This window comes from Methanobacterium congolense (assembly GCF_900095295.1).
GTDB classification, from domain to species: Archaea; Methanobacteriota; Methanobacteria; order Methanobacteriales; family Methanobacteriaceae; genus Methanobacterium_C; species Methanobacterium_C congolense.
In genome coordinates this window covers 1400720-1418442 of record NZ_LT607756.1, presented here as the reverse complement: position 1 = coordinate 1418442, position 17723 = coordinate 1400720, and the positions used below count along the sequence as shown (strand labels likewise).

The 17723-nt window shown below is 40.1% G+C and carries 23 protein-coding genes and 2 tRNA genes; all 25 read left to right on the top strand.

The window, feature by feature from the left end; genetic code table 11:
- Window positions 1-210: 210 nt before the first annotated feature.
- The 25 genes from MCBB_RS06655 (at window position 211) to idsA (ending at window position 17484) form a co-directional block, all read left to right on the top strand.
- Window positions 211-477, top strand: coding sequence for a 50S ribosomal protein L34e (locus MCBB_RS06655; protein WP_071907024.1), 267 nt, complete (start codon window positions 211-213; stop codon window positions 475-477).
- Window positions 477-1007 carry a (d)CMP kinase gene (cmk, locus tag MCBB_RS06650; protein WP_071907023.1) on the top strand — a complete coding sequence of 177 codons (531 nt, stop codon included), beginning with the start codon at window positions 477-479 and terminating at the stop codon, window positions 1005-1007. Before MCBB_RS06655 ends, cmk begins: the two co-directional genes overlap by 1 nt.
- Complete coding sequence (locus MCBB_RS06645) at window positions 995-1225, top strand: 50S ribosomal protein L14e (RefSeq protein ID WP_071907022.1); 231 nt, start codon at window positions 995-997, stop codon at window positions 1223-1225. The genes cmk and MCBB_RS06645 overlap by 13 nt, the downstream gene beginning before the upstream one ends.
- A 346-nt stretch (window positions 1226-1571) precedes the next feature.
- A complete protein-coding gene (locus MCBB_RS06640) occupies window positions 1572-2534 on the top strand; it encodes an RNA-guided pseudouridylation complex pseudouridine synthase subunit Cbf5 (RefSeq protein WP_071907021.1) in 963 nt (320 codons plus the stop codon).
- A 329-nt stretch (window positions 2535-2863) separates the two neighbouring features.
- Window positions 2864-2948: transfer RNA gene (locus MCBB_RS06635), tRNA-Ser, on the top strand.
- A 183-nt stretch (window positions 2949-3131) separates the two neighbouring features.
- Window positions 3132-3584, top strand: coding sequence for a 30S ribosomal protein S13 (locus MCBB_RS06630; RefSeq protein ID WP_071907020.1), 453 nt, complete (start codon window positions 3132-3134; stop codon window positions 3582-3584).
- A gap of 21 nt (window positions 3585-3605) precedes the next feature.
- A complete protein-coding gene (locus tag MCBB_RS06625; protein WP_071907019.1) occupies window positions 3606-4133 on the top strand; it encodes a 30S ribosomal protein S4 in 528 nt (175 codons plus the stop codon).
- 37 nt (window positions 4134-4170) lie between these two features.
- Entirely contained in the window at window positions 4171-4563 is a 393-nt protein-coding gene (locus MCBB_RS06620; protein ID WP_013825953.1) for a 30S ribosomal protein S11, read from the top strand.
- Between the two features lie 24 nt (window positions 4564-4587).
- On the top strand, window positions 4588-5379 hold the full coding sequence (locus tag MCBB_RS06615) for a DNA-directed RNA polymerase subunit D (RefSeq protein WP_071907018.1): 792 nt from the start codon (window positions 4588-4590) through the stop codon (window positions 5377-5379).
- Window positions 5380-5445: 66 nt separating this feature from the next.
- Window positions 5446-5808: a 50S ribosomal protein L18e gene (locus tag MCBB_RS06610; protein WP_071907017.1), complete on the top strand. Its 363-nt coding sequence runs from the start codon at window positions 5446-5448 to the stop codon at window positions 5806-5808.
- A gap of 79 nt (window positions 5809-5887) precedes the next feature.
- Window positions 5888-6310 carry a 50S ribosomal protein L13 gene (locus tag MCBB_RS06605; protein ID WP_071907016.1) on the top strand — a complete coding sequence of 141 codons (423 nt, stop codon included), beginning with the start codon at window positions 5888-5890 and terminating at the stop codon, window positions 6308-6310.
- Window positions 6311-6332: 22 nt separating this feature from the next.
- Entirely contained in the window at window positions 6333-6734 is a 402-nt protein-coding gene (locus MCBB_RS06600; protein WP_071907015.1) for a 30S ribosomal protein S9, read from the top strand.
- An 11-nt stretch (window positions 6735-6745) separates the two neighbouring features.
- A complete protein-coding gene (locus MCBB_RS06595) occupies window positions 6746-6913 on the top strand; it encodes a DNA-directed RNA polymerase subunit N (protein ID WP_071907014.1) in 168 nt (55 codons plus the stop codon).
- A 14-nt stretch (window positions 6914-6927) separates the two neighbouring features.
- Window positions 6928-7106, top strand: a tRNA-Gln gene (locus MCBB_RS12115).
- 159 nt (window positions 7107-7265) lie between these two features.
- Window positions 7266-7442, top strand: coding sequence for a DNA-directed RNA polymerase subunit K (locus MCBB_RS06590; protein WP_071907013.1), 177 nt, complete (start codon window positions 7266-7268; stop codon window positions 7440-7442).
- 150 nt (window positions 7443-7592) lie between these two features.
- Entirely contained in the window at window positions 7593-8849 is a 1257-nt protein-coding gene (eno, locus tag MCBB_RS06585; RefSeq protein ID WP_071907012.1) for a phosphopyruvate hydratase, read from the top strand.
- A 112-nt stretch (window positions 8850-8961) separates the two neighbouring features.
- Window positions 8962-9150 (top strand): 4Fe-4S dicluster domain-containing protein, encoded by a 189-nt coding sequence (locus MCBB_RS06580; protein ID WP_071907011.1) that lies wholly within the window; start codon window positions 8962-8964, stop codon window positions 9148-9150.
- 63 nt (window positions 9151-9213) lie between these two features.
- Entirely contained in the window at window positions 9214-9810 is a 597-nt protein-coding gene (rpsB, locus tag MCBB_RS06575; protein ID WP_071907010.1) for a 30S ribosomal protein S2, read from the top strand.
- 187 nt (window positions 9811-9997) lie between these two features.
- On the top strand, window positions 9998-10858 hold the full coding sequence (gene amrB / locus MCBB_RS06570) for an AmmeMemoRadiSam system protein B (RefSeq protein WP_331709788.1): 861 nt from the start codon (window positions 9998-10000) through the stop codon (window positions 10856-10858).
- 461 nt (window positions 10859-11319) lie between these two features.
- The gene (gene mvk, locus MCBB_RS06565) at window positions 11320-12294 is read left to right on the top strand and encodes a mevalonate kinase (RefSeq protein WP_071907008.1); all 975 of its coding nucleotides are present in this window, start codon (window positions 11320-11322) and stop codon (window positions 12292-12294) included.
- Window positions 12295-12945: 651 nt separating this feature from the next.
- Window positions 12946-13071: a hypothetical protein gene (locus tag MCBB_RS12360; RefSeq protein ID WP_269454982.1), complete on the top strand. Its 126-nt coding sequence runs from the start codon at window positions 12946-12948 to the stop codon at window positions 13069-13071.
- 106 nt (window positions 13072-13177) lie between these two features.
- Window positions 13178-13990 (top strand): isopentenyl phosphate kinase, encoded by an 813-nt coding sequence (locus tag MCBB_RS06560; RefSeq protein ID WP_071907007.1) that lies wholly within the window; start codon window positions 13178-13180, stop codon window positions 13988-13990.
- Window positions 13991-14096: 106 nt separating this feature from the next.
- Window positions 14097-15152, top strand: a complete 1056-nt coding sequence (gene fni / locus MCBB_RS06555; protein WP_071907006.1) for a type 2 isopentenyl-diphosphate Delta-isomerase — start codon at window positions 14097-14099, stop codon at window positions 15150-15152.
- Window positions 15149-16498 carry an RNase J family beta-CASP ribonuclease gene (locus tag MCBB_RS06550; RefSeq protein ID WP_071907005.1) on the top strand — a complete coding sequence of 450 codons (1350 nt, stop codon included), beginning with the start codon at window positions 15149-15151 and terminating at the stop codon, window positions 16496-16498. The genes fni and MCBB_RS06550 overlap by 4 nt, the downstream gene beginning before the upstream one ends.
- Entirely contained in the window at window positions 16498-17484 is a 987-nt protein-coding gene (gene idsA, locus MCBB_RS06545; RefSeq protein WP_071907004.1) for a short chain isoprenyl diphosphate synthase IdsA, read from the top strand. The genes MCBB_RS06550 and idsA overlap by 1 nt, the downstream gene beginning before the upstream one ends.
- Window positions 17485-17723: the final 239 nt, after the last annotated feature.

The window sequence follows — 17723 nt, the reverse complement described above, 5'->3', positions numbered from 1 at the left end:
CATTAGGGGTAGAACTTGGAAATGATGAAAGTGTACATCCTGAAATAGTGTACATCCCAATTACTACTTCATTCATCCTAATACAGATGGGTTCTACAGATGAATTCATTAAAACTGAATAAAATAAAGATAATAAAAATAAATTTTAAAATTTAATTTAAAAAATAAAATTTATAAATTCATATAAAAAAAATAGGAGATGTGTGTTATATGCCAGAGTTAAGGTACAGATCTAGATCATATAAAAGAACACTCAAAAAAACCCCTGGTGGAAGAACAGTACTCCACTACAAGAAGAAAAAACCGTCAAAGCATGTATGTGCAGAGTGCGGTAAAGAACTTCACGCGGTCCCAAGGGGAAGACCGTACCAAATAAGAAAACTATCTAAATCAAAGAAAAGACCTAACAGGCCTTACGGAGGATACCTCTGCACAGAGTGTGCCCGTAAAGTCTTCAAAAAAGAGGCAAGGTTGTAATGATCATAACCATCGGTGGACTGGCAGGCAGCGGTACAACAACCGCATCCAAGATCCTGTCCGAAAAACTGGGAGTTCGGTATATCTCTGCAGGTGACATATTTCGTCAGATGGCTGCTGAGAAAGGCATGGATCTCCTGGAGTTCGGTAAATTCGCTGAAGGTAACGATGAGATCGACCTTGAGATCGATAGAAGACAGGCTAAAATAGCAGAAGAAAGTGAAGATTTGATAGTTGAGGGAAGACTCTCCGCACACTTTGTGGAGGCCGACCTTAAGATATGGTTCGTTGCACCCATTGATGTTCGAACAGAACGAATATGTCAGAGGGAAAACAAACCAAAAGAACAAGTAAAAAAAGAAATAAGCACAAGAGGTGCAAGTGAAGCCAAAAGGTACCGTGAAATACACGGAATCGACATTGGAAACATGGAGGTTTATGACATAGTTATAAACAGTAACAGTTTCCAGCCAGAGGCAATTGCAGACATCCTCTTGAAAGTAACTGAGGTGATTTCATGCCAGCAATAGAAGTAGGAAGAATATGTGTTAAAACAGCCGGAAGAGAAGCCGGTGAAAAATGTGTTATAATCGATATCATAGATGAAAAATTCGTTGAAGTTGTAGGAACATCAATAAAAAACAGAAAATGTAACATAAAACATCTCGAACCAGTAGATCAGACAATCGAAATAAAATCTGATGATGTTGAAGAGATTAAAAAACAGTTAGAAGCAGCTTCAGCTTAATTTGTTTACAAAAAAACGTTGAAAAATAATTCTTAGATTAGAATTAAATGAATTAACATTCAGATAATAATTAACAAAAAAAATGTTTGAATTAACAAAATGTTAATTATTATTTTGAAATAATTCTTCAGATAATTCTTCAATAAGATAATTATTCATAACTATTCTATTTGAAATAATTATTCTAAATTATTCTAAACTAAAATAATTATTCCAAAGGTTAAACATCATAAATTCTTAAAACATGTCGAAACAAACATCTAAAATTAAGAAAACGTTTAAATAGGAAAAGAATAGTTATTATAAATAGGACAAAAAAAATTCAACGTCTCAAAAGGTCATTTTAATGGCAGATTTTCTCATAAAAGCAGAGGGTGAAACAGATCCAGAATATGGATGTGAACCTGAAGCTAGACCCATAACAGAACACATAAGTAAAGGTGTTGTAAACCTTGACAAACCAATGGGCCCTACATCCCATGAAATAGATTCCTGGGTTAAAAGGATACTCCACGTGGACAAAACAGGCCATGGAGGAACCCTGGACCCTAAGGTTACAGGTGTTCTACCAATAGGTATTGACCATGCCACAAGGGTCATACAGATGCTTCTTGGAGCTCCCAAGGAATACGTGTGCCTTATGAGGCTGCACGACTCTGTACCAGAGAAGAAGGTGCAGGATATCTTCACAGAATTCACTGGGAAGATATTCCAGATGCCACCAATAAAATCTGCAGTTAAACGAGAATTAAGGGTCAGACGTATTTACAACGTCGACATCCTTGAAATAGAAGACCAGGATGTTCTATTCCGAGTCAAATGTGAGGGTGGAACCTACATCCGAAAGTACTGCCACGACATAGGGGAGGCACTTGGATGCGGAGCCCACATGGCTGAACTTCGAAGAACAATCTCAGGACCCTTCCATGAAGATGAAACCCTTAAAACCCTCCACGATCTAACGGATGCATACCATGCATGGACAGAGGATGAGGATGAATCCCAAATAAGGGAATGCATACTCCCAATGGAAAGGGCAGTGGATCATCTACCTAAGATCATGGTGAGGGACTCAACAGTTGATGCCCTATGCCACGGCGCAGATCTTGCAGCCGGTGGAATCATGCAGCTCTCCCCCAATATAGACCGAGGAAATACAGTTGCAATTCTTACACTCAAAGGTGAACTGATTGCAGCAGGTGAAACCCTCAAAACATCAGGGGAAATATTGAATGAAAAGAAGGGCATAATGGTCAATATAAAAAAGGTTTTTATGGAACCTGAAACATACCCAAAGATGTGGAAGTAAAAACTACTCTTTAATTCCAATTCAAAAACTACCGTAGAACCTCTAATAAACTTAGGGGCGAGGCCAATAAAAATATAAATAGATAACGTTTTATACTAAGACGTTTAATGTAACTTTAAACCCGAATACTTCGAATCAAACGTATCAGGTTAAAATATATCATTGTATTAATTACAGTGTGCCTGAATTCACATTCATCGAAGTTTCAAAATTGAGTTTGAATTTGGAAACATCCTCGGATGTATCCGGAAACGAATTTTCATGTTTGAAGTCACATCATACATGGCCGTATGGTGGGAATGAAGGTTTAAAGACGGTTTTTTTCTCATGCCGGGATAGTCTAGCCTGGTAAGGCGCAAGACTGGAAATCTTGTGGAGCTTTGCTCCGCCTGGGTTCAAATCCCAGTCCCGGCGCTTCTATACAAATTTACACCAAACTTACACAACCATATTTTAAAAACTTGTAAAGATCATAATTCTAAAGATTATAGTTCAAGTTTTTCCAGGTTTTAAATTAAGTTTGGATGAAAATAACGTAAGAACTTAAGATATTAAATAAAATCCAGACGAATTATACTCTCGTTGGAGGTAAATAATATGGCAGAAGATTTTAAACACATGGTCCGTATTGCCAGAAGAGACGTCGATGGTAACAAAACAATCGAAAACGCTCTTGCAGACATAAAGGGTGTTGGAAGAGCTCTCTCAATGGCAGTATGTACCTCAGCAGGTTTTGATGCAGAACAGAAAATCGGATACCTATCAGATGATGAGGTTACAAGGATAGAAGAAGCTGTGAAAAATCCACAGAAATACGACATACCCGAATGGATGTTGAACAGGCGTAACGATTACGAAACTGGTAAAACAGAACACCTCATAGAATCCGACCTTGACATGAGATTAAGGGAAGATCTAAACAGGATGAAAAAGGTGAGAAGTTACAAAGGAAGAAGACACGAAGTCGGACTCCCAGTAAGAGGTCAGAGGACCAAATCCACCTTCAGAAAAGGAAAATCTGTTGGAGTTAGCAGGAGAAGAAGAGCATAAACTCAAAAAGGAGACGATGATATGGGACATCCAAGAAAAGCACGAAAAAAGTATGATACACCATCACACCCCTGGAATGCAGATCGTATAAAATCAGAAAACAAGCTCATCCAGAAGTATGGTCTTAAAAACAAAAAAGAAGTTTGGAAGGCAGAAACTGCTGTTAAAAGGTACAGAAGGGATGCAAGGCACCTCTTAGGTATGGAAACAGAACAGACTCAACTCGAGAGCAAACAGCTTCTAGCTCACCTTATCAACGCAGGAATACTGGCTGAAGATGCTAAACTCGAATCCATACTTGACCTTACAGTTGAGGATGTGCTGAGAAGAAGACTCCAGACAATGGTCCACAAAAAAGGACTTGCAAACACTGCAAAACAGGCAAGACTCTTCATAACCCATGGCCACATAGCTCTAAATGGTAAAAAGATCAACTCACCAAGCTTCATGGTCAAAAAAGGAGAAGAAGAACTCATAAGCTTCTACCCTGGATCACCAATGGAAAAGTACCATAAAGAACAGGAAAAAACTGCAGAAAAAGCAGAATAAAAAACGATTGAGAATTAATGATTAATAAGGTGATAAAATGGCAGAAAAAGAGAAATGGGGCGTAGCTAACGTTTACTCATCCTTTAACAACACCATAATAACTGTAACTGATATCACAGGTGCAGAAACCATAACCCAGTGGTCCGGTGGTAAGGTTGTACGTGCAGACAGGCAGGAGTCCTCACCATTTGCAGCAATGGAAGCTGCAACACGTGCAGCAGAAGATGTTAAGGAAAAAGGAATAATAGGACTTCACATAAAAGTCAGAGCTCCTGGTGGAAATGGACCAAGAACCCCAGGACCTGGTGCACAGGCCACAATACGAGCATTTGCAAGGGCAGGTATCAGGATAGGTAAAATAGAAGATGTAACCCCAATACCCCACGACGGTACAGGAAGACCTGGAGGTAAAAGGGGAAGAAGAGTGTAAACTGGCCTAAGAAGAGTGTCTAAAATGGATATAACTATAAAAAAGAAGGAAGACAACCAGATGGTGTTTGTAATTGAAGGTATTAACGTGCCCTTCATAAATGCCATAAGAAGGATCTGCACAGTTGAAGTTCCCACCATAGCAATTGAAACAGTGGAAATCATTAAAAATGATGCAAAAATATTCGACGAAGCACTGGCACATAGAATGGGATTGATACCTCTCACAACAGATCTTGAGTCAATGGTACCAGCATCAGAATGTGACTGTGAAGACCATTGCCCACGCTGCAGTGTTTCCCTACTTTTAAAGGAAAAAGGCCCAAAAACAGTTTACTCCAAGGACTTAAAATCACAGGACCCACAGGTAAAACCAGTATTTGACACAATTCCAATTCTCAAACTCAAGGAAGGAGAAGAAGTTGAACTTGAGGCAATAGCACAACTGGGAATTGGACTTGAACATGCAAAATGGCAGCCAACAACATCCTGTGCATACAAGTACTATCCAAAAATAACAATCGACAAGGAAAAATGTGAGGAATGCGCCAAATGTGCAGATGCATGCCCAAGGGGAATACTCGAATTCGATGAGAAGAAAAACGAGGTAAAGATCCTGGACATAGAGAACTGCTCAACATGCAAGACATGCGTCAACACATGTGAATCCGGTGCAATCACAGTCGAAAGTGAAGAAGGCAAATTCATATTCCGAATTGAAACAGATGGATCACTGTCCCCTGAAGAAATTCTAACCAGGGCATGTGATATACTGTCAGAAAAATCTGATAAGATCATTGAATTCTGTGAATCATAATATGAATAACCACTTCAGATACTACTGAAATATTAAAATAAACTCTTGAAAAGGAGGAATTTGAGAATGGTAAAACTTACAAAGACAAACCCAAACTTAACAGCTCTTGTGGCAAGTCTTAAAGAGAAATCATACACTGAACAAGTGGCAATCTGGAAAGATGTTGCAAAAAGACTTGAAAGACCAACAAGAATACAGGCAGAGGTTAACATATCCGATATAAACAGGTACACCGAAGCTGATGAAATAGTCATAGTGGCTGGAAAAGTACTGGGAAATGGAAACCTTGACCACAAAGTACAGGTTGCAGCTTTAAACTTTTCACAGGGTGCAGCTGAAAAAATAGTAACAGCAGGCGGAGAATGCATGGACATCCTCGATGTTGTTGAGAAAAACCCTAAGGGAAATGGAATAAAAATAATGGAATAAATTCTAATACTTTTTAGAATTCATCCACCAATTCCAAAAAAACATATAAAATTAAAAAATAAGATTAAAGGTGTATCATATGATCATAGATGGAGAAGGACTCATACTTGGAAGACTTGCAAGCTCAGTGAGCCAGAAGCTTCTTGCAGGTGAATCCGTGACAGTTTTAAACGCCGAAAAAATTATAATATCCGGTTCAAAGGACTGGGCATACGCAAGATACAAGCAGAGAGTAGACAGGGCAAGTATCTCAAACCCAAGGGATATGGGACCTAAATACCCAAGAAGGCCAGATGACATATTCAGGAGAACCGTCAGGGGAATGATCCCATACAGGAAAACAACTGGAAGAGAAGCTTTCAAGGGACTCAAAGTTTACGTTGGAATTCCAAAGGAATTTGAAGGAGAAGAAACATATCCAGTACCTGAAGCCCAGCCAAAACACATAATCAAAAGTGTTGAGCTTGGAAAGATTTCACAGTTACTCGGATCAAAATTTTAAATGCTAAAAGAGGTTGCATAACATGAAGAAGGTAATTCACACAAGTGGAAAAAGGAAAACTTCCATTGCAAGGGGAAAAGTAAAGGAAGGAAAAGGCAGGATAAGAGTAAACAAAAAACCTGTTGAACTCTATGACCCAGAACTTGCAAGACTCAAAATACAGGAACCAATCATCTTAGCAGGTGAACTTGCAGACAAAGTAGACATAGATGTCAGAGTTATAGGCGGAGGCGTAATGGGCCAGGCAGAAGCTGCCAGAATGGTCATAGCCAAAGGTCTTGTACAGTGGACAGGTGACATGGAGCTCAAAGAAAAATTCACACACTACGACAGAACAATGCTCGTTGGAGATCCACGTCGGTCTGAACCTAAAAAATACGGTGGACCTGGAGCAAGAGCAAGAAACCAGAAAAGTTACAGGTAAGCTGATAAGATATGATCCCTGTAAGATGTTTTAGCTGCGGAAAACTTGTTTCTGCATACTTCGATGAGTTTCAGAAACGCACTGCAGATGGGGAGGACCCAAAAAAAGTTCTTGACGATCTTGGAGTCACCAAGTACTGTTGCAGAAGAATGTTAATAACCCATGTAGAGGTGTGGTAACAAAATTTATACCTGGGGCCGTAGGGTAGCTTGGTCCATCCTCCCAGCTATTGAAAGAAAGATTCAAAATTCCATTGGAATTAGGGAAATTAGTTAAAAACATATTTCTCCACATTTTTCTTCAACTGGAACGGGGATGTGGTCAAAATACACCGAAATGCTGGAGACCCGAGTTCAAATCTCGGCGGCCCCATTTAAATTCATATCACAACATTTTTCAAGCAAAATAAACATTCATTTATCAAGATCAATCACAAAAATTCATAAATGATTTATTGAACCTGTAAAAAGGTTTCAAAAAAAAATTCAGGCCAGACCTCCATTAGGATCTGACCCTAGGAGATAGATATTAATGCCAGCAAAAAAACTCACAAGGTTTGAAAGGGCAAGACTCATAGGTGCAAGGGCTCTACAGTTATCAATGGGAGCAAAACCCCTGGTAAAAGTGTCTGATTCAATCGATCCAATAGACATTGCAACCATGGAACTTAAACAGAATAAAATACCCCTTGATATCAACAGAGGTTAAATCACACATTCAGTCTAAAGCTTAGTTGTTATAAAGTAGGGTTAATGCAAACCCGTTTATAACCCATATGCTGAATATTAATAAGCTATAAATATTAAATAAAATCCAAACAACCTAAAAAACCACTATTTTTTAAAAAGAGGTGTTTTTGTGGATAGTATTATTGAAGACATCCGTGTTAGAAAAATTTTAGACAGCAGAGGCAACCCCACAGTGGAAGTGGATGTTGTAACCTGGAACGGTTTCGGAAGGGCTGCAGCACCGAGTGGTGCCAGTACAGGAGCTAGAGAGGTAGTAGCATTCCCTGAAGGTGGAGTTGACAGGATAGTAAGTGAAGTTGAAGATGTGATCTCATCTGAACTTATTGGAATGGATGCAGAAGATTTAAAAGAAATAGACCTTGTTTTAAAGGAAATTGATGGAACAGAGAACCTGGCAGCAATAGGAGGAAACACAACAGTTGCAGTATCCATGGCAGTGGCCAAGGCAGCAGCATCCTCATACGGCATGCCACTTTACAGGTTCCTCGGCGGCAACATGCCCAATGAGATCCCATACCCACTGGGAAACATGATAAACGGAGGAGCACACGCAGGAAAAAACGCACCTGACATACAGGAATTCCTTGTAATACCAGTCGGTGCAGAGACAATCACAGACGCAGTGTTCACCAACGTACAGGTGCACAAGAAGATCCGTGAACTCATACAGGCCAAGGACAAATCCTTCACAGGTGGAAAGGGAGATGAAGGTGGATGGGCACCAAACCTAACCAATGAAGAAGCCCTTGAGATACAGTTTACAGCATGTGAAACAGTATCTGAGGAAACAGGAGTACTTGTAAAACCATCACTGGACATTGCAGCAAGCGAACTCTGGGACCCAGCAACTGAAGAGTACGTCTACGAAAGGGAAGGTACCAGAAGAAGCACAGGTGAACAGGTGGACTACGTCTCTGAACTCATAGACAAGTACGGTTTCTTCTATGTTGAAGACCCAATAAGGGAAGGAGACTTTGAAGGATTCGCACAGCTCACCAAGAAAGCAGGTAAAAAGGCACTCATCTGTGGTGATGACATATTCGTAACCAACGAAGAAATACTTGCTGAGGGAATTGAAAAAGGCTCTGGAAACGCAATTATAATCAAACCAAACCAGATAGGAACACTCACAGATACCTACAATACCATCGAGCTTGCTAGAAACAACAAGTACGTTCCAGTTGTATCCCACCGCTCAGGTGAAACAACCGATGAAACAATCGCCCACCTGGCAGTAGCATTCTCAGCTCCAATCATTAAAACAGGAGCTGTAGGTGGAGAACGTATAGCCAAACTCAACGAACTCATCAGGATCTCTGAGGAAATGACAGACCCTGAAATGGCAGACATAGCCAAGTACAGGTAAAATCCAATTAAAAATAATGAATGGGAAATGAGGACAAACCTTACAGTATTAAAATTAAGAAGGAGAACTGATAGCTGGTAAAACCTGAGGATCAGTGTAAAGGAGACTAAAAATGGTTAAAATAACAATAGATTACGATAAATGTGATGGTGCAGACTGCGCAGAATGTGTGGATGTTTGCCCAATGGAAGTTCTCATAATTGATGGTGAGAAAATAGTAATCCAGAACAAGGAAGAATGCAGCTTATGCGAAGTATGCATGGACGTCTGCCCAAATGAAGCAGTTAACGTAGAAGAATAATCTAAATAATTAAAAAAAATAATTCAACATTTCAATCAAATTTAATATTAATGAGGTGATAATTTGTCAGAACTACTAATCCCACTGGACAAATACTTAGCAGCAGGTTTACACATAGGTACACAGCAGAAAACAAAGGACATGGAACGTTACATATACAGGGTAAGGGCAGACGGTCTTTACGTCTTAGATGTTCGAAAAACCAACGACAGAATAATGTCCGTCGGTAAATTCTTGTCCAGATACGACCCCGACGACATACTCGTTGTATCCACAAGGCAGTACGGTCAGGCACCAGTTAAAAAATTCGGGGAAATGACCGGTGCAAAAACCATACCTGGAAGATTCATACCAGGAACACTCACAAACCCAAACTATGCAAAATTCATAGAACCAAAGGTACTGGTTGTAACAGACCCAAGATCAGATTCTCAGGCAATAATTGAAGCAAGACAGGTTGGAATACCTGTAGTTGCACTCTGTGATACTGAAAACCTCCTTGGAAATGTGGATATAGTTGTCCCAGTAAACAACAAGGGAAGGAAAGCCATAGCACTGGTTTACTGGCTCCTTGCAAGACAGGTACTCAGGGGAAACGGAACAATCCCAGAAGACGCAGATCTGGACATTCCCCCAGCAGAGTTTGAACTCAAAATATAAGTTCCATTAAAAACTGAATCTGGACTTCGGTTCAGATTCAACTTTTTATGCTAATCAAGCGTAGTTTTTTTATATCACAATTTCTGGACACATGATCCAGGATTTAATCCCCTATTTCATTCATGATTTTTATTCATAGACATGTTCTATTCATAGATACGATCTTCATTTAAACAAAAAGAGGAAGGTGGTTTTTTTGATAAGAAAACCTGCAGTTGCAGGACTCTTCTATGAAATGGATCCAGTTGCCCTGAGAGAACAGATCCAGTGGTGCTTCAAACACCAGCTTGGACCAGGAAAACTTCCAGATAAAATAGGGAATGAACGAAACGTCAGGGGAGTTGTGGTTCCACATGCAGGTTACATGTACTCCGGACCCGTGGCTGCGCACTCCTACTATGCTGTAGCAGAAGATGGGTTTCCAGAAACCTTCGTGATACTTTGCCCCAACCACACAGGAATGGGATCCGGTGTATCAGCAATGACAGAGGGAACATGGGAAACACCCCTTGGAAGGGTTGAAATAGACAATGAATTTGCAGAGCTTCTTGTTGCAAACACCCCAATCCTGGATTCAGACCCAACAGCCCATATCCAGGAACACGCTGCAGAGGTACAGCTACCATTTCTACAGTACCTCAATGAAGGGAAAGAAAGTTTCAGATTCGTTCCAGTATGTATGTGGATGCAGGACATCCAGACGTCAATGGAAATAGGAACTTCAATTGCCAGAACAGCTGAGAAACTAGGACGTGATGTTCTGGTTGTGGCAAGCAGTGACATGACCCACTACCAGCCCCAGGATATAGCCCGCAGGGGCGACATGCAGGTATTAGATGCAATGGAATCCATGGATGAAAACCTTTTAATATCCCGTGTTGCAGAACTAAACATAACCATGTGTGGATACGGACCAGTAACAGCAGCAATAACAGCTTCAAAGGCAATGGGTGCCACCAGCTGTGAAGTAAAATCCTATGCAACAAGTGGAGACACAACAGGAGACCACAGTTCAGTTGTGGGATACGCATCAGCGGTTTTCAGATGATCCCCAAAACACATTTTAATGGAAAGGATCAAGGAAAACATAGGGATTCATATAATAATATTGAGGATTCAAAATACATTTAAAAAATTTAATTAATTTGAAAATAACTTTCTTACAACAATTCCATACTCTGAATTGATGGAAAATAAGAATTTCAGTTCATAATTAACTAAGATTAAACAATTAAATCTCAGATTAAACAACAATTAAATAAAAAAATTAGAATTCAAATAATAACTAACGCTAACAGGGGTACTTATGAAGTTAAGTACCTGTTTCACACTATTCTGAGATATAATACTCAGGATATTCACACATTGGGATTCATAACGGAATTCCAGGGTTCATAATTGAATCCACAATAAATTCATATTAAATACAACAATTAAAACACATATCAGAGTATTCATCTCTGAAACATCACAAAAAATCAATTAATTCACGATCATAAGGTAGATTCCATGCAGGTTACAGCGTCAGCACCAGGAAAAATCATTCTCTTCGGTGAACACGCCGTAGTCTACGGAAAACCTGCCATCGCAGTTGCAGTTGACAGAAGAGCATACGTAACTGTTCAAAACCGCGAAGACGAACAAATATATGTAGAAGTACCGGATCTTGAGGTGTCCGGATATTTAAATCTTGAAGAAAATGAAGTAAAACTTGAAACTGGAGACAAAACAAAGAAAGGCATTTTAATCTACATGTTAAAATCCATTGAAAGGATCCATGCAGGATCTGGAATGAACATCCATGTGGATCTCAACGTACCAATAGGTGCAGGTTTAGGTTCATCAGCAGCCATAACAGTTGCAACCATCGCAGCAGTTTCAAAGTTCAACGGTAAAAACCTCTCCCTGGAAGAAACAGCCAGAAAAGCCCATGAAGTCGAACTAGAAGTTCAGGGGGCAGCAAGTCCAATAGACACAACACTCAGTACCTATGGAGGTATCATATACCTCTCAAAAAATGCAGATGCACTGGTACCACTTGAAGTGAATATGGAAATGCCGCTGGTTGTTGGATACACATCCAAAAGGGGTAACACAGGAGAACTGGTTGAATCTGTCAGGAAAAGAAGAGAAAACTATCCTGATGCTTTGAATCTTATACTTGATTCTGTTGAAGCTCTCACAAACAATGCAAAGGAAGCAATTCTTCAAAATGATGAGAAAAGGTTTGGTGAACTTATGAACATCAACCACGGACTTCTGGATGCAATGGGAGTGAACACAGCTGAACTATCAAGAATGGTCTACGCTGCAAGAGAAGCAGGAGCCAAAGGTTCAAAGATAACAGGGGCCGGTGGTGGAGGTAGTATAATAGCCTACTGCCCCGGAAAAACCGAAGAAGTGATGGAAGAACTCAACACCTTTGAAAAAGCCTTCAATGCAAACGTATCTGAAGAAGGAGTTAAAATCCACTCTGAGAATTGATTCAAAGTCATCACTTTGATTCAAATGTTATTGAATCGGTTCAGATTCAAAGTTAATGAATTCATTGATCAGTTGGTTCACAGATACGCTGTAATTGAAACTATTCAAGGCAAAAACACACTTATAATGACTTTATTAGGGTAATTAACCCGGTAACGAGGTCATGTTCCACGATCCATTCAAAGGACACTGCTGCAAAGGGATGGATTAAAAAAAGCCCATATAAAAAAATAAATTCAGACAGAATCGGTTAAAGAATCATTTCAAAAAATCATTTAATGGATCAAACCAATTTAATGGATCAAACCATAGTTCCTAAAATTGTTCATATAAACCTTGAAAATTAAGGACATTAAGGTTTAGATCGATTAACTGGATTTTAATGGTTTACAGTACAGTATCCAAAACTCAACAGGGGATCACCCAACTAGGATCATAATACAGAATCTCAGTACTTGAACTAACATATTTCATGGAGTTTCTTTCAAAAAAAAAATGTTGGTTAACGACTTCCATGAAAATATGTTTTTCAGTTAGGTATCAGAATATTTTGGTATCAGAAAGTGGAGTCTTAAAGGTGAAATCCTAAAAATGGGAAATTCCCTGATTGATGTTTCAAAAAAAATCGGATTAGAGTAAGTGGGTCACGTCTTGAACCTGAAAACTCATGAAAATCTTGAAGTGGAGTTAGGGGATCCTGCAAATGATTGTTACAGATCCTTTAATGGTTGCTGTAACTGTCTGATTCTGAGTTCAATGGGACAAAACAGGATTTAAAATGTAACATTATATTCAACGATTTTTTTTAATCGTTAAAAACAGAATTTAAACTTAAAAAATAACAGAAAATTCAATTAAAACATAAAATGAGGTTGTTGATTAGTTGATAATCTTAAAACTTGGTGGAAGTGTTATAACCAGAAAGGATTCAATTGATCCAGCTCTGGACAATGAAAATCTTAACAGAATTGCAAAAGAAATATCAGAAGCATCAAAAAATGCAAGGTACGGTGAACTCATAGTTGTGCACGGTGCAGGTTCCTTCGGACACCCCTACGCCAAAAAATATGATATAGGTGGCAGCATCCCTGATAAAAAAGAATTCCAGAGGAAGAGAAAGGGATTCTGCATAACCCAGGAGGCTGTGAAGAACCTCAACAGTGCAGTGTGTAATGAGCTGCGAAAATATGGAATTCCTGCAGTATCTGTACAACCATCATCCTTTGTGATAACGAAGAACAAAAGAATAATTCGTGCTGATTTAACTTTAATCCAGAAATACCTTGATTCTGGATTCGTACCTGTACTCTACGGGGATCCAGTCCTTGATGAGGATGAAACCATTAAAATGGCAATACTCTCTGGAGACCAGATAATAAGTTACATTGGAAAAAATTTAAAACCAGACAGAGTTATACTGGGCTCAGATGTTAACGGGGTGTACAAGAAGGATCCCAAGAAGTACCCAAATGCCAAACCAGTTAAAGTTGTGGGGTCCATGGAAGATCTTGAATCTGCAGAGGGCACACAAAACGTGGATGTTACTGGAGGAATGGGTGGAAAAATCACAGAACTCCTAGAACTTGCTGAAATTGGTGTTGAATCTGAGATACTCAACGCAGGAACACCAGACCTTATAAAAAGAGCCCTGATGGGTGAAAAGGGAATTGGAACCCTTATAAAGCTTCAGAATTAATCTTAGAAAAATAATCTTACAAAAGAGAATTAATCTTACAAAAAAAATCCATAAATTTGGATTTTTCACATTTAAAATATATATAAAATTAAAAGGGACGTAGAAAATGATTTCAGATAGAAAATTAGAACATCTGATGCTCTGCAGGAACAACGATGTGGAGTATCGGAAGAAAACAGGATTTGAGGATATAGAATTTATCCACAAAGCCCTTCCCGAAGTGAACAAGGAAGAAATAAACCTATCAACAGATTTCTTCGGGAAAAAAATGGATGCACCCATAATAATATCCGCAATAACAGGTGGACATCCAGCATCACTCAAAATCAACAGGGAACTTGCAAGGGCAGCAGACAAACTCAACATAGGCATGGGAGTTGGAAGCCAACGTGCAGCAATTGAAAACCCTGAACTTGCACCAACATACACAGTTGTACGGGAAGAAGCACCATCATCATTTTTAATAGGAAATATAGGTGCCCCACAGATAGAACTTGCAGAAAAAGCAGCAGATATGATGGATGCAGATGCACTTGCACTTCACCTGAACCCCCTTCAGGAGGCAATACAACCAGAGGGAGATGTTGATGCAACAGGATACACAGAATCCATCGAGGAGATCTCAAAGAACCTGAAGCTACCAGTCATTGCAAAGGAAACAGGTGCAGGTATAAGCGGTCAGGATGCACACACACTGGAAAAAGCAGGTGTTTCTGCAGTGGATGTTGCAGGATCAGGAGGTACAAGCTGGGCTGCAGTTGAAACCTACCGTGCAAAGGATCGTTACCTCGGAGACCTCTACTGGGACTGGGGAATACCAACAGCCATAAGCACAGTGGAAGTATGTGAATCAGTGAATGTACCTGTCATCTCCTCAGGAGGTATAAGAACAGGACTGGACGCAGCAAAGGCCATTGCACTTGGTGCAGATGCTGTTGGAATCGCATTACCTCTCCTAAAGGATGCTTACATAGGCCATGAGGCCGTTATCACAAGACTTGAAAAATTCAAGGAAGAACTCAGGGTTGCAATGTTCCTGGTTGGAGCATCAAACCTAGAGGAACTCCGAAATTCAGATATCATAATAAAGGGAATTACAAGGGAATGGCTCCATGAGAGGGGCTTTGACACCAAAAAATACGCAAGGAGATCGTTACAATGAGCGTTGAAGTAATAGCAATTGGGGGATACGAAGAAGTTGGAAAGAACATGTCCGCAGTTAAAATCGGCGATGACGTTGTGATATTCGACATGGGAATCCACCTCGACAGGATCCACATCCACGAAGATACAGACATAGCAAGGATGCACAGCCTGGATCTCATTGAAAGGGGAGTGATCCCTGATGACACATTGATGAAGGAAGTTGATGGTAAGGTAAGGGCCATAGTATTCACCCACGGCCACCTTGACCATATAGGTGCAGTTGCAAAGCTTGCACACAGATACGAAGCACCAATAATTGCAACACCATACACACTGGCACTCATAGAGAGAACCATCAAACAGGAGAAAAAGTTCACAGTAAACAACCCACTCCAGGTCTTAAATGCCGGTGAAAAATGTCAGATATCCCCAGACATAACACTTGAATTTGTGGGAACAACCCACAGTATACCTCAAACAGTTACAGCAGCCCTCCACACATCAGAGGGAATAATAGTCTATGCAAACGACTTCAAATTCGACAACCACCAGGTTCTGTCACCACCACCGGATTACAAACGTTTCAGAGAACTGGGACGTAAGGGAGTTCTCGCACTTATCGTGGACACAACCAATGCCTGCGTTAAGAATGAATCCAAAACGCACTCTGAGAAGATAGCAAGAATTCTCCTGAAGGATGTAATGGAAAAACCTCTACGTCAAAAGCAGGGAATGATAGTCACAACATTCTCCTCACACATAGAGAGGATACAGGCCATATGTAAAATTGCCAATCAGAGCAAACGTAAGATACTGCTCCTTGGAAGATCCATGGAGAGGTTCTGTTCAATGGCAGAAAAACTGGGAATATTAGACCTTCCCAAATCCGCAAGTGTCTATGGAAGTCCTAAGGCAGTTAACAGGGCCCTTGCAAGGGCAGATGAACACAGGGACAAGTACCTCCTTGTTACAACTGGACATCAGGGAGAGCCTGATGCATTACTGCCACGTATCGCCAACGGTAAAACCCAGTTCACAGTTAAACCCGGTGACAATGTGATATTTTCATCATCAGTCATACCAAACCCAATGAACATGGCCAATCGTAACCTTCTGGAGCGAAGACTTAAATCCAGTGGTGCCAGAATATACACCAACATACATGTTTCAGGTCATGCAGGACCTGAAGATCAGCGTGACTTTCTGAGGATGCTCAACCCAACTCACATCATTCCATCCCACGGAACACTGGAGATGCTAGCAGCGTACACAGAACTTGCTGAGGAAGAAGGTTATAAACTTGGAAAAGACATACACATACTGAGAAATGGACAGGCACAGGTTTTTAATGGGGGAGTTTAATGGAAGTAATTGATATTCTAAAGCGTTATTCATCAATTGTAGATGAGGAACTGGACAGGGTACTGGCAACAGTTGAACCTGACAAGCTTCAGGAATCATCGGAACATCTAATAAGGGCAGGCGGAAAAAAACTCCGCCCAGCCCTTGTGATGTTAAGCTGTGAAGCAGTTGGAGGAAAAAGAGAGGATGCAGTTAAAACAGCAGCAGCAGTTGAACTCATACACACCTTTTCACTCATACACGACGACATAATGGACAAGGATGAAATGAGAAGGGGAAAACCCTCAGTCCACATGATCTGGGGAGAACCCATGGCAATACTTGCAGGAGACACCCTGTTCTCCAAGGCATTCGAGGCAGTTCTTGAAACAGGAACGGATCACGTACCATCTGAAAACGTTATATCTGCACTTAAAACAGTTGTGGGATCATGTATAGACATCTGTGAGGGCCAGGCATTTGACATGTGCTTTGAAGGAAACTTCGATGTAAGCGAAGAAGCCTACATGAAGATGATCTACAAGAAAACAGCAGCACTCATAGCCGCAGCAACCAAATCCGGGGCACTGATCGGTGCAGGAAGTCCTGAACAGGTTGAAGCCCTTGCAGAATATGGAAAACTCATAGGACTGGCATTCCAGATACAGGATGACTACCTGGATGTTGTCAGTGAAGAGGAGGACCTTGGAAAACCAGTTGGAAGCGACATAGTCGAGGGAAAAATGACCCTCATGGTTGTCAAGGCACTTGCAAATGCATCAAGCGAGGATAAAGAGGAGATCATATCCATACTAAAGACCAACTCCGATACAAACGTTGAACGGGCAATAGAACTCTTTGAAAAGTATGGTTCAATCAAGTACACCTACGATGTGGCCCATGACAACGTTGAAAGGGCAAAACAGCTCCTTGACATTGTGGAAGATTCCTCTGCAAAGGAGGCACTGATGCTTCTTGCAGACTTCGTCCTTGAGAGAACACATTAATACGGTTCAAATCCCCAATTCAGGAAGGGGATTTTTAAATCCATTTTAAAGGTTTTTATTCCTGCAAATTCATTCCTTCAAATTTTAAAAATAAATAATTTTTAATAAATAATTTTTAATAAATAATTTTTTGTATCAAAAAAATTTTATAAAAAAATAAAGAATATTTTTTTTAATTAAAAAGACTTATAAATGGATATTAAATCCAAAATGAACTTAAAATGAAGTTTACAAATACT

Excerpts from the sequence above, each read along its gene's own strand:
- MCBB_RS06595 (WP_071907014.1), top strand. The coding sequence starts at position 6,746 with ATGATCCCTGTAAGATGTTTTAGCTGCGGAAAACTTGTTTCTGCATAC.
- MCBB_RS06580 (WP_071907011.1), top strand. The coding sequence starts at position 8,962 with ATGGTTAAAATAACAATAGATTACGATAAATGTGATGGTGCAGACTGC.
- fni (WP_071907006.1), top strand. The coding sequence starts at position 14,097 with ATGATTTCAGATAGAAAATTAGAACATCTGATGCTCTGCAGGAACAAC.
- idsA (WP_071907004.1), top strand. The coding sequence starts at position 16,498 with ATGGAAGTAATTGATATTCTAAAGCGTTATTCATCAATTGTAGATGAG.
- MCBB_RS06630 (WP_071907020.1), top strand. The coding sequence starts at position 3,132 with ATGGCAGAAGATTTTAAACACATGGTCCGTATTGCCAGAAGAGACGTC.
- MCBB_RS06645 (WP_071907022.1), top strand. The coding sequence starts at position 995 with ATGCCAGCAATAGAAGTAGGAAGAATATGTGTTAAAACAGCCGGAAGA.
- MCBB_RS06655 (WP_071907024.1), top strand. The coding sequence starts at position 211 with ATGCCAGAGTTAAGGTACAGATCTAGATCATATAAAAGAACACTCAAA.
- MCBB_RS06610 (WP_071907017.1), top strand. The coding sequence starts at position 5,446 with ATGGTAAAACTTACAAAGACAAACCCAAACTTAACAGCTCTTGTGGCA.
- MCBB_RS06550 (WP_071907005.1), top strand. The coding sequence starts at position 15,149 with ATGAGCGTTGAAGTAATAGCAATTGGGGGATACGAAGAAGTTGGAAAG.
- MCBB_RS06625 (WP_071907019.1), top strand. The coding sequence starts at position 3,606 with ATGGGACATCCAAGAAAAGCACGAAAAAAGTATGATACACCATCACAC.
- MCBB_RS06640 (WP_071907021.1), top strand. The coding sequence starts at position 1,572 with ATGGCAGATTTTCTCATAAAAGCAGAGGGTGAAACAGATCCAGAATAT.
- mvk (WP_071907008.1), top strand. The coding sequence starts at position 11,320 with ATGCAGGTTACAGCGTCAGCACCAGGAAAAATCATTCTCTTCGGTGAA.
- MCBB_RS06620 (WP_013825953.1), top strand. The coding sequence starts at position 4,171 with ATGGCAGAAAAAGAGAAATGGGGCGTAGCTAACGTTTACTCATCCTTT.
- MCBB_RS06590 (WP_071907013.1), top strand. The coding sequence starts at position 7,266 with ATGCCAGCAAAAAAACTCACAAGGTTTGAAAGGGCAAGACTCATAGGT.
- MCBB_RS06605 (WP_071907016.1), top strand. The coding sequence starts at position 5,888 with ATGATCATAGATGGAGAAGGACTCATACTTGGAAGACTTGCAAGCTCA.
- MCBB_RS06615 (WP_071907018.1), top strand. The coding sequence starts at position 4,588 with ATGGATATAACTATAAAAAAGAAGGAAGACAACCAGATGGTGTTTGTA.
- MCBB_RS06600 (WP_071907015.1), top strand. The coding sequence starts at position 6,333 with ATGAAGAAGGTAATTCACACAAGTGGAAAAAGGAAAACTTCCATTGCA.
- cmk (WP_071907023.1), top strand. The coding sequence starts at position 477 with ATGATCATAACCATCGGTGGACTGGCAGGCAGCGGTACAACAACCGCA.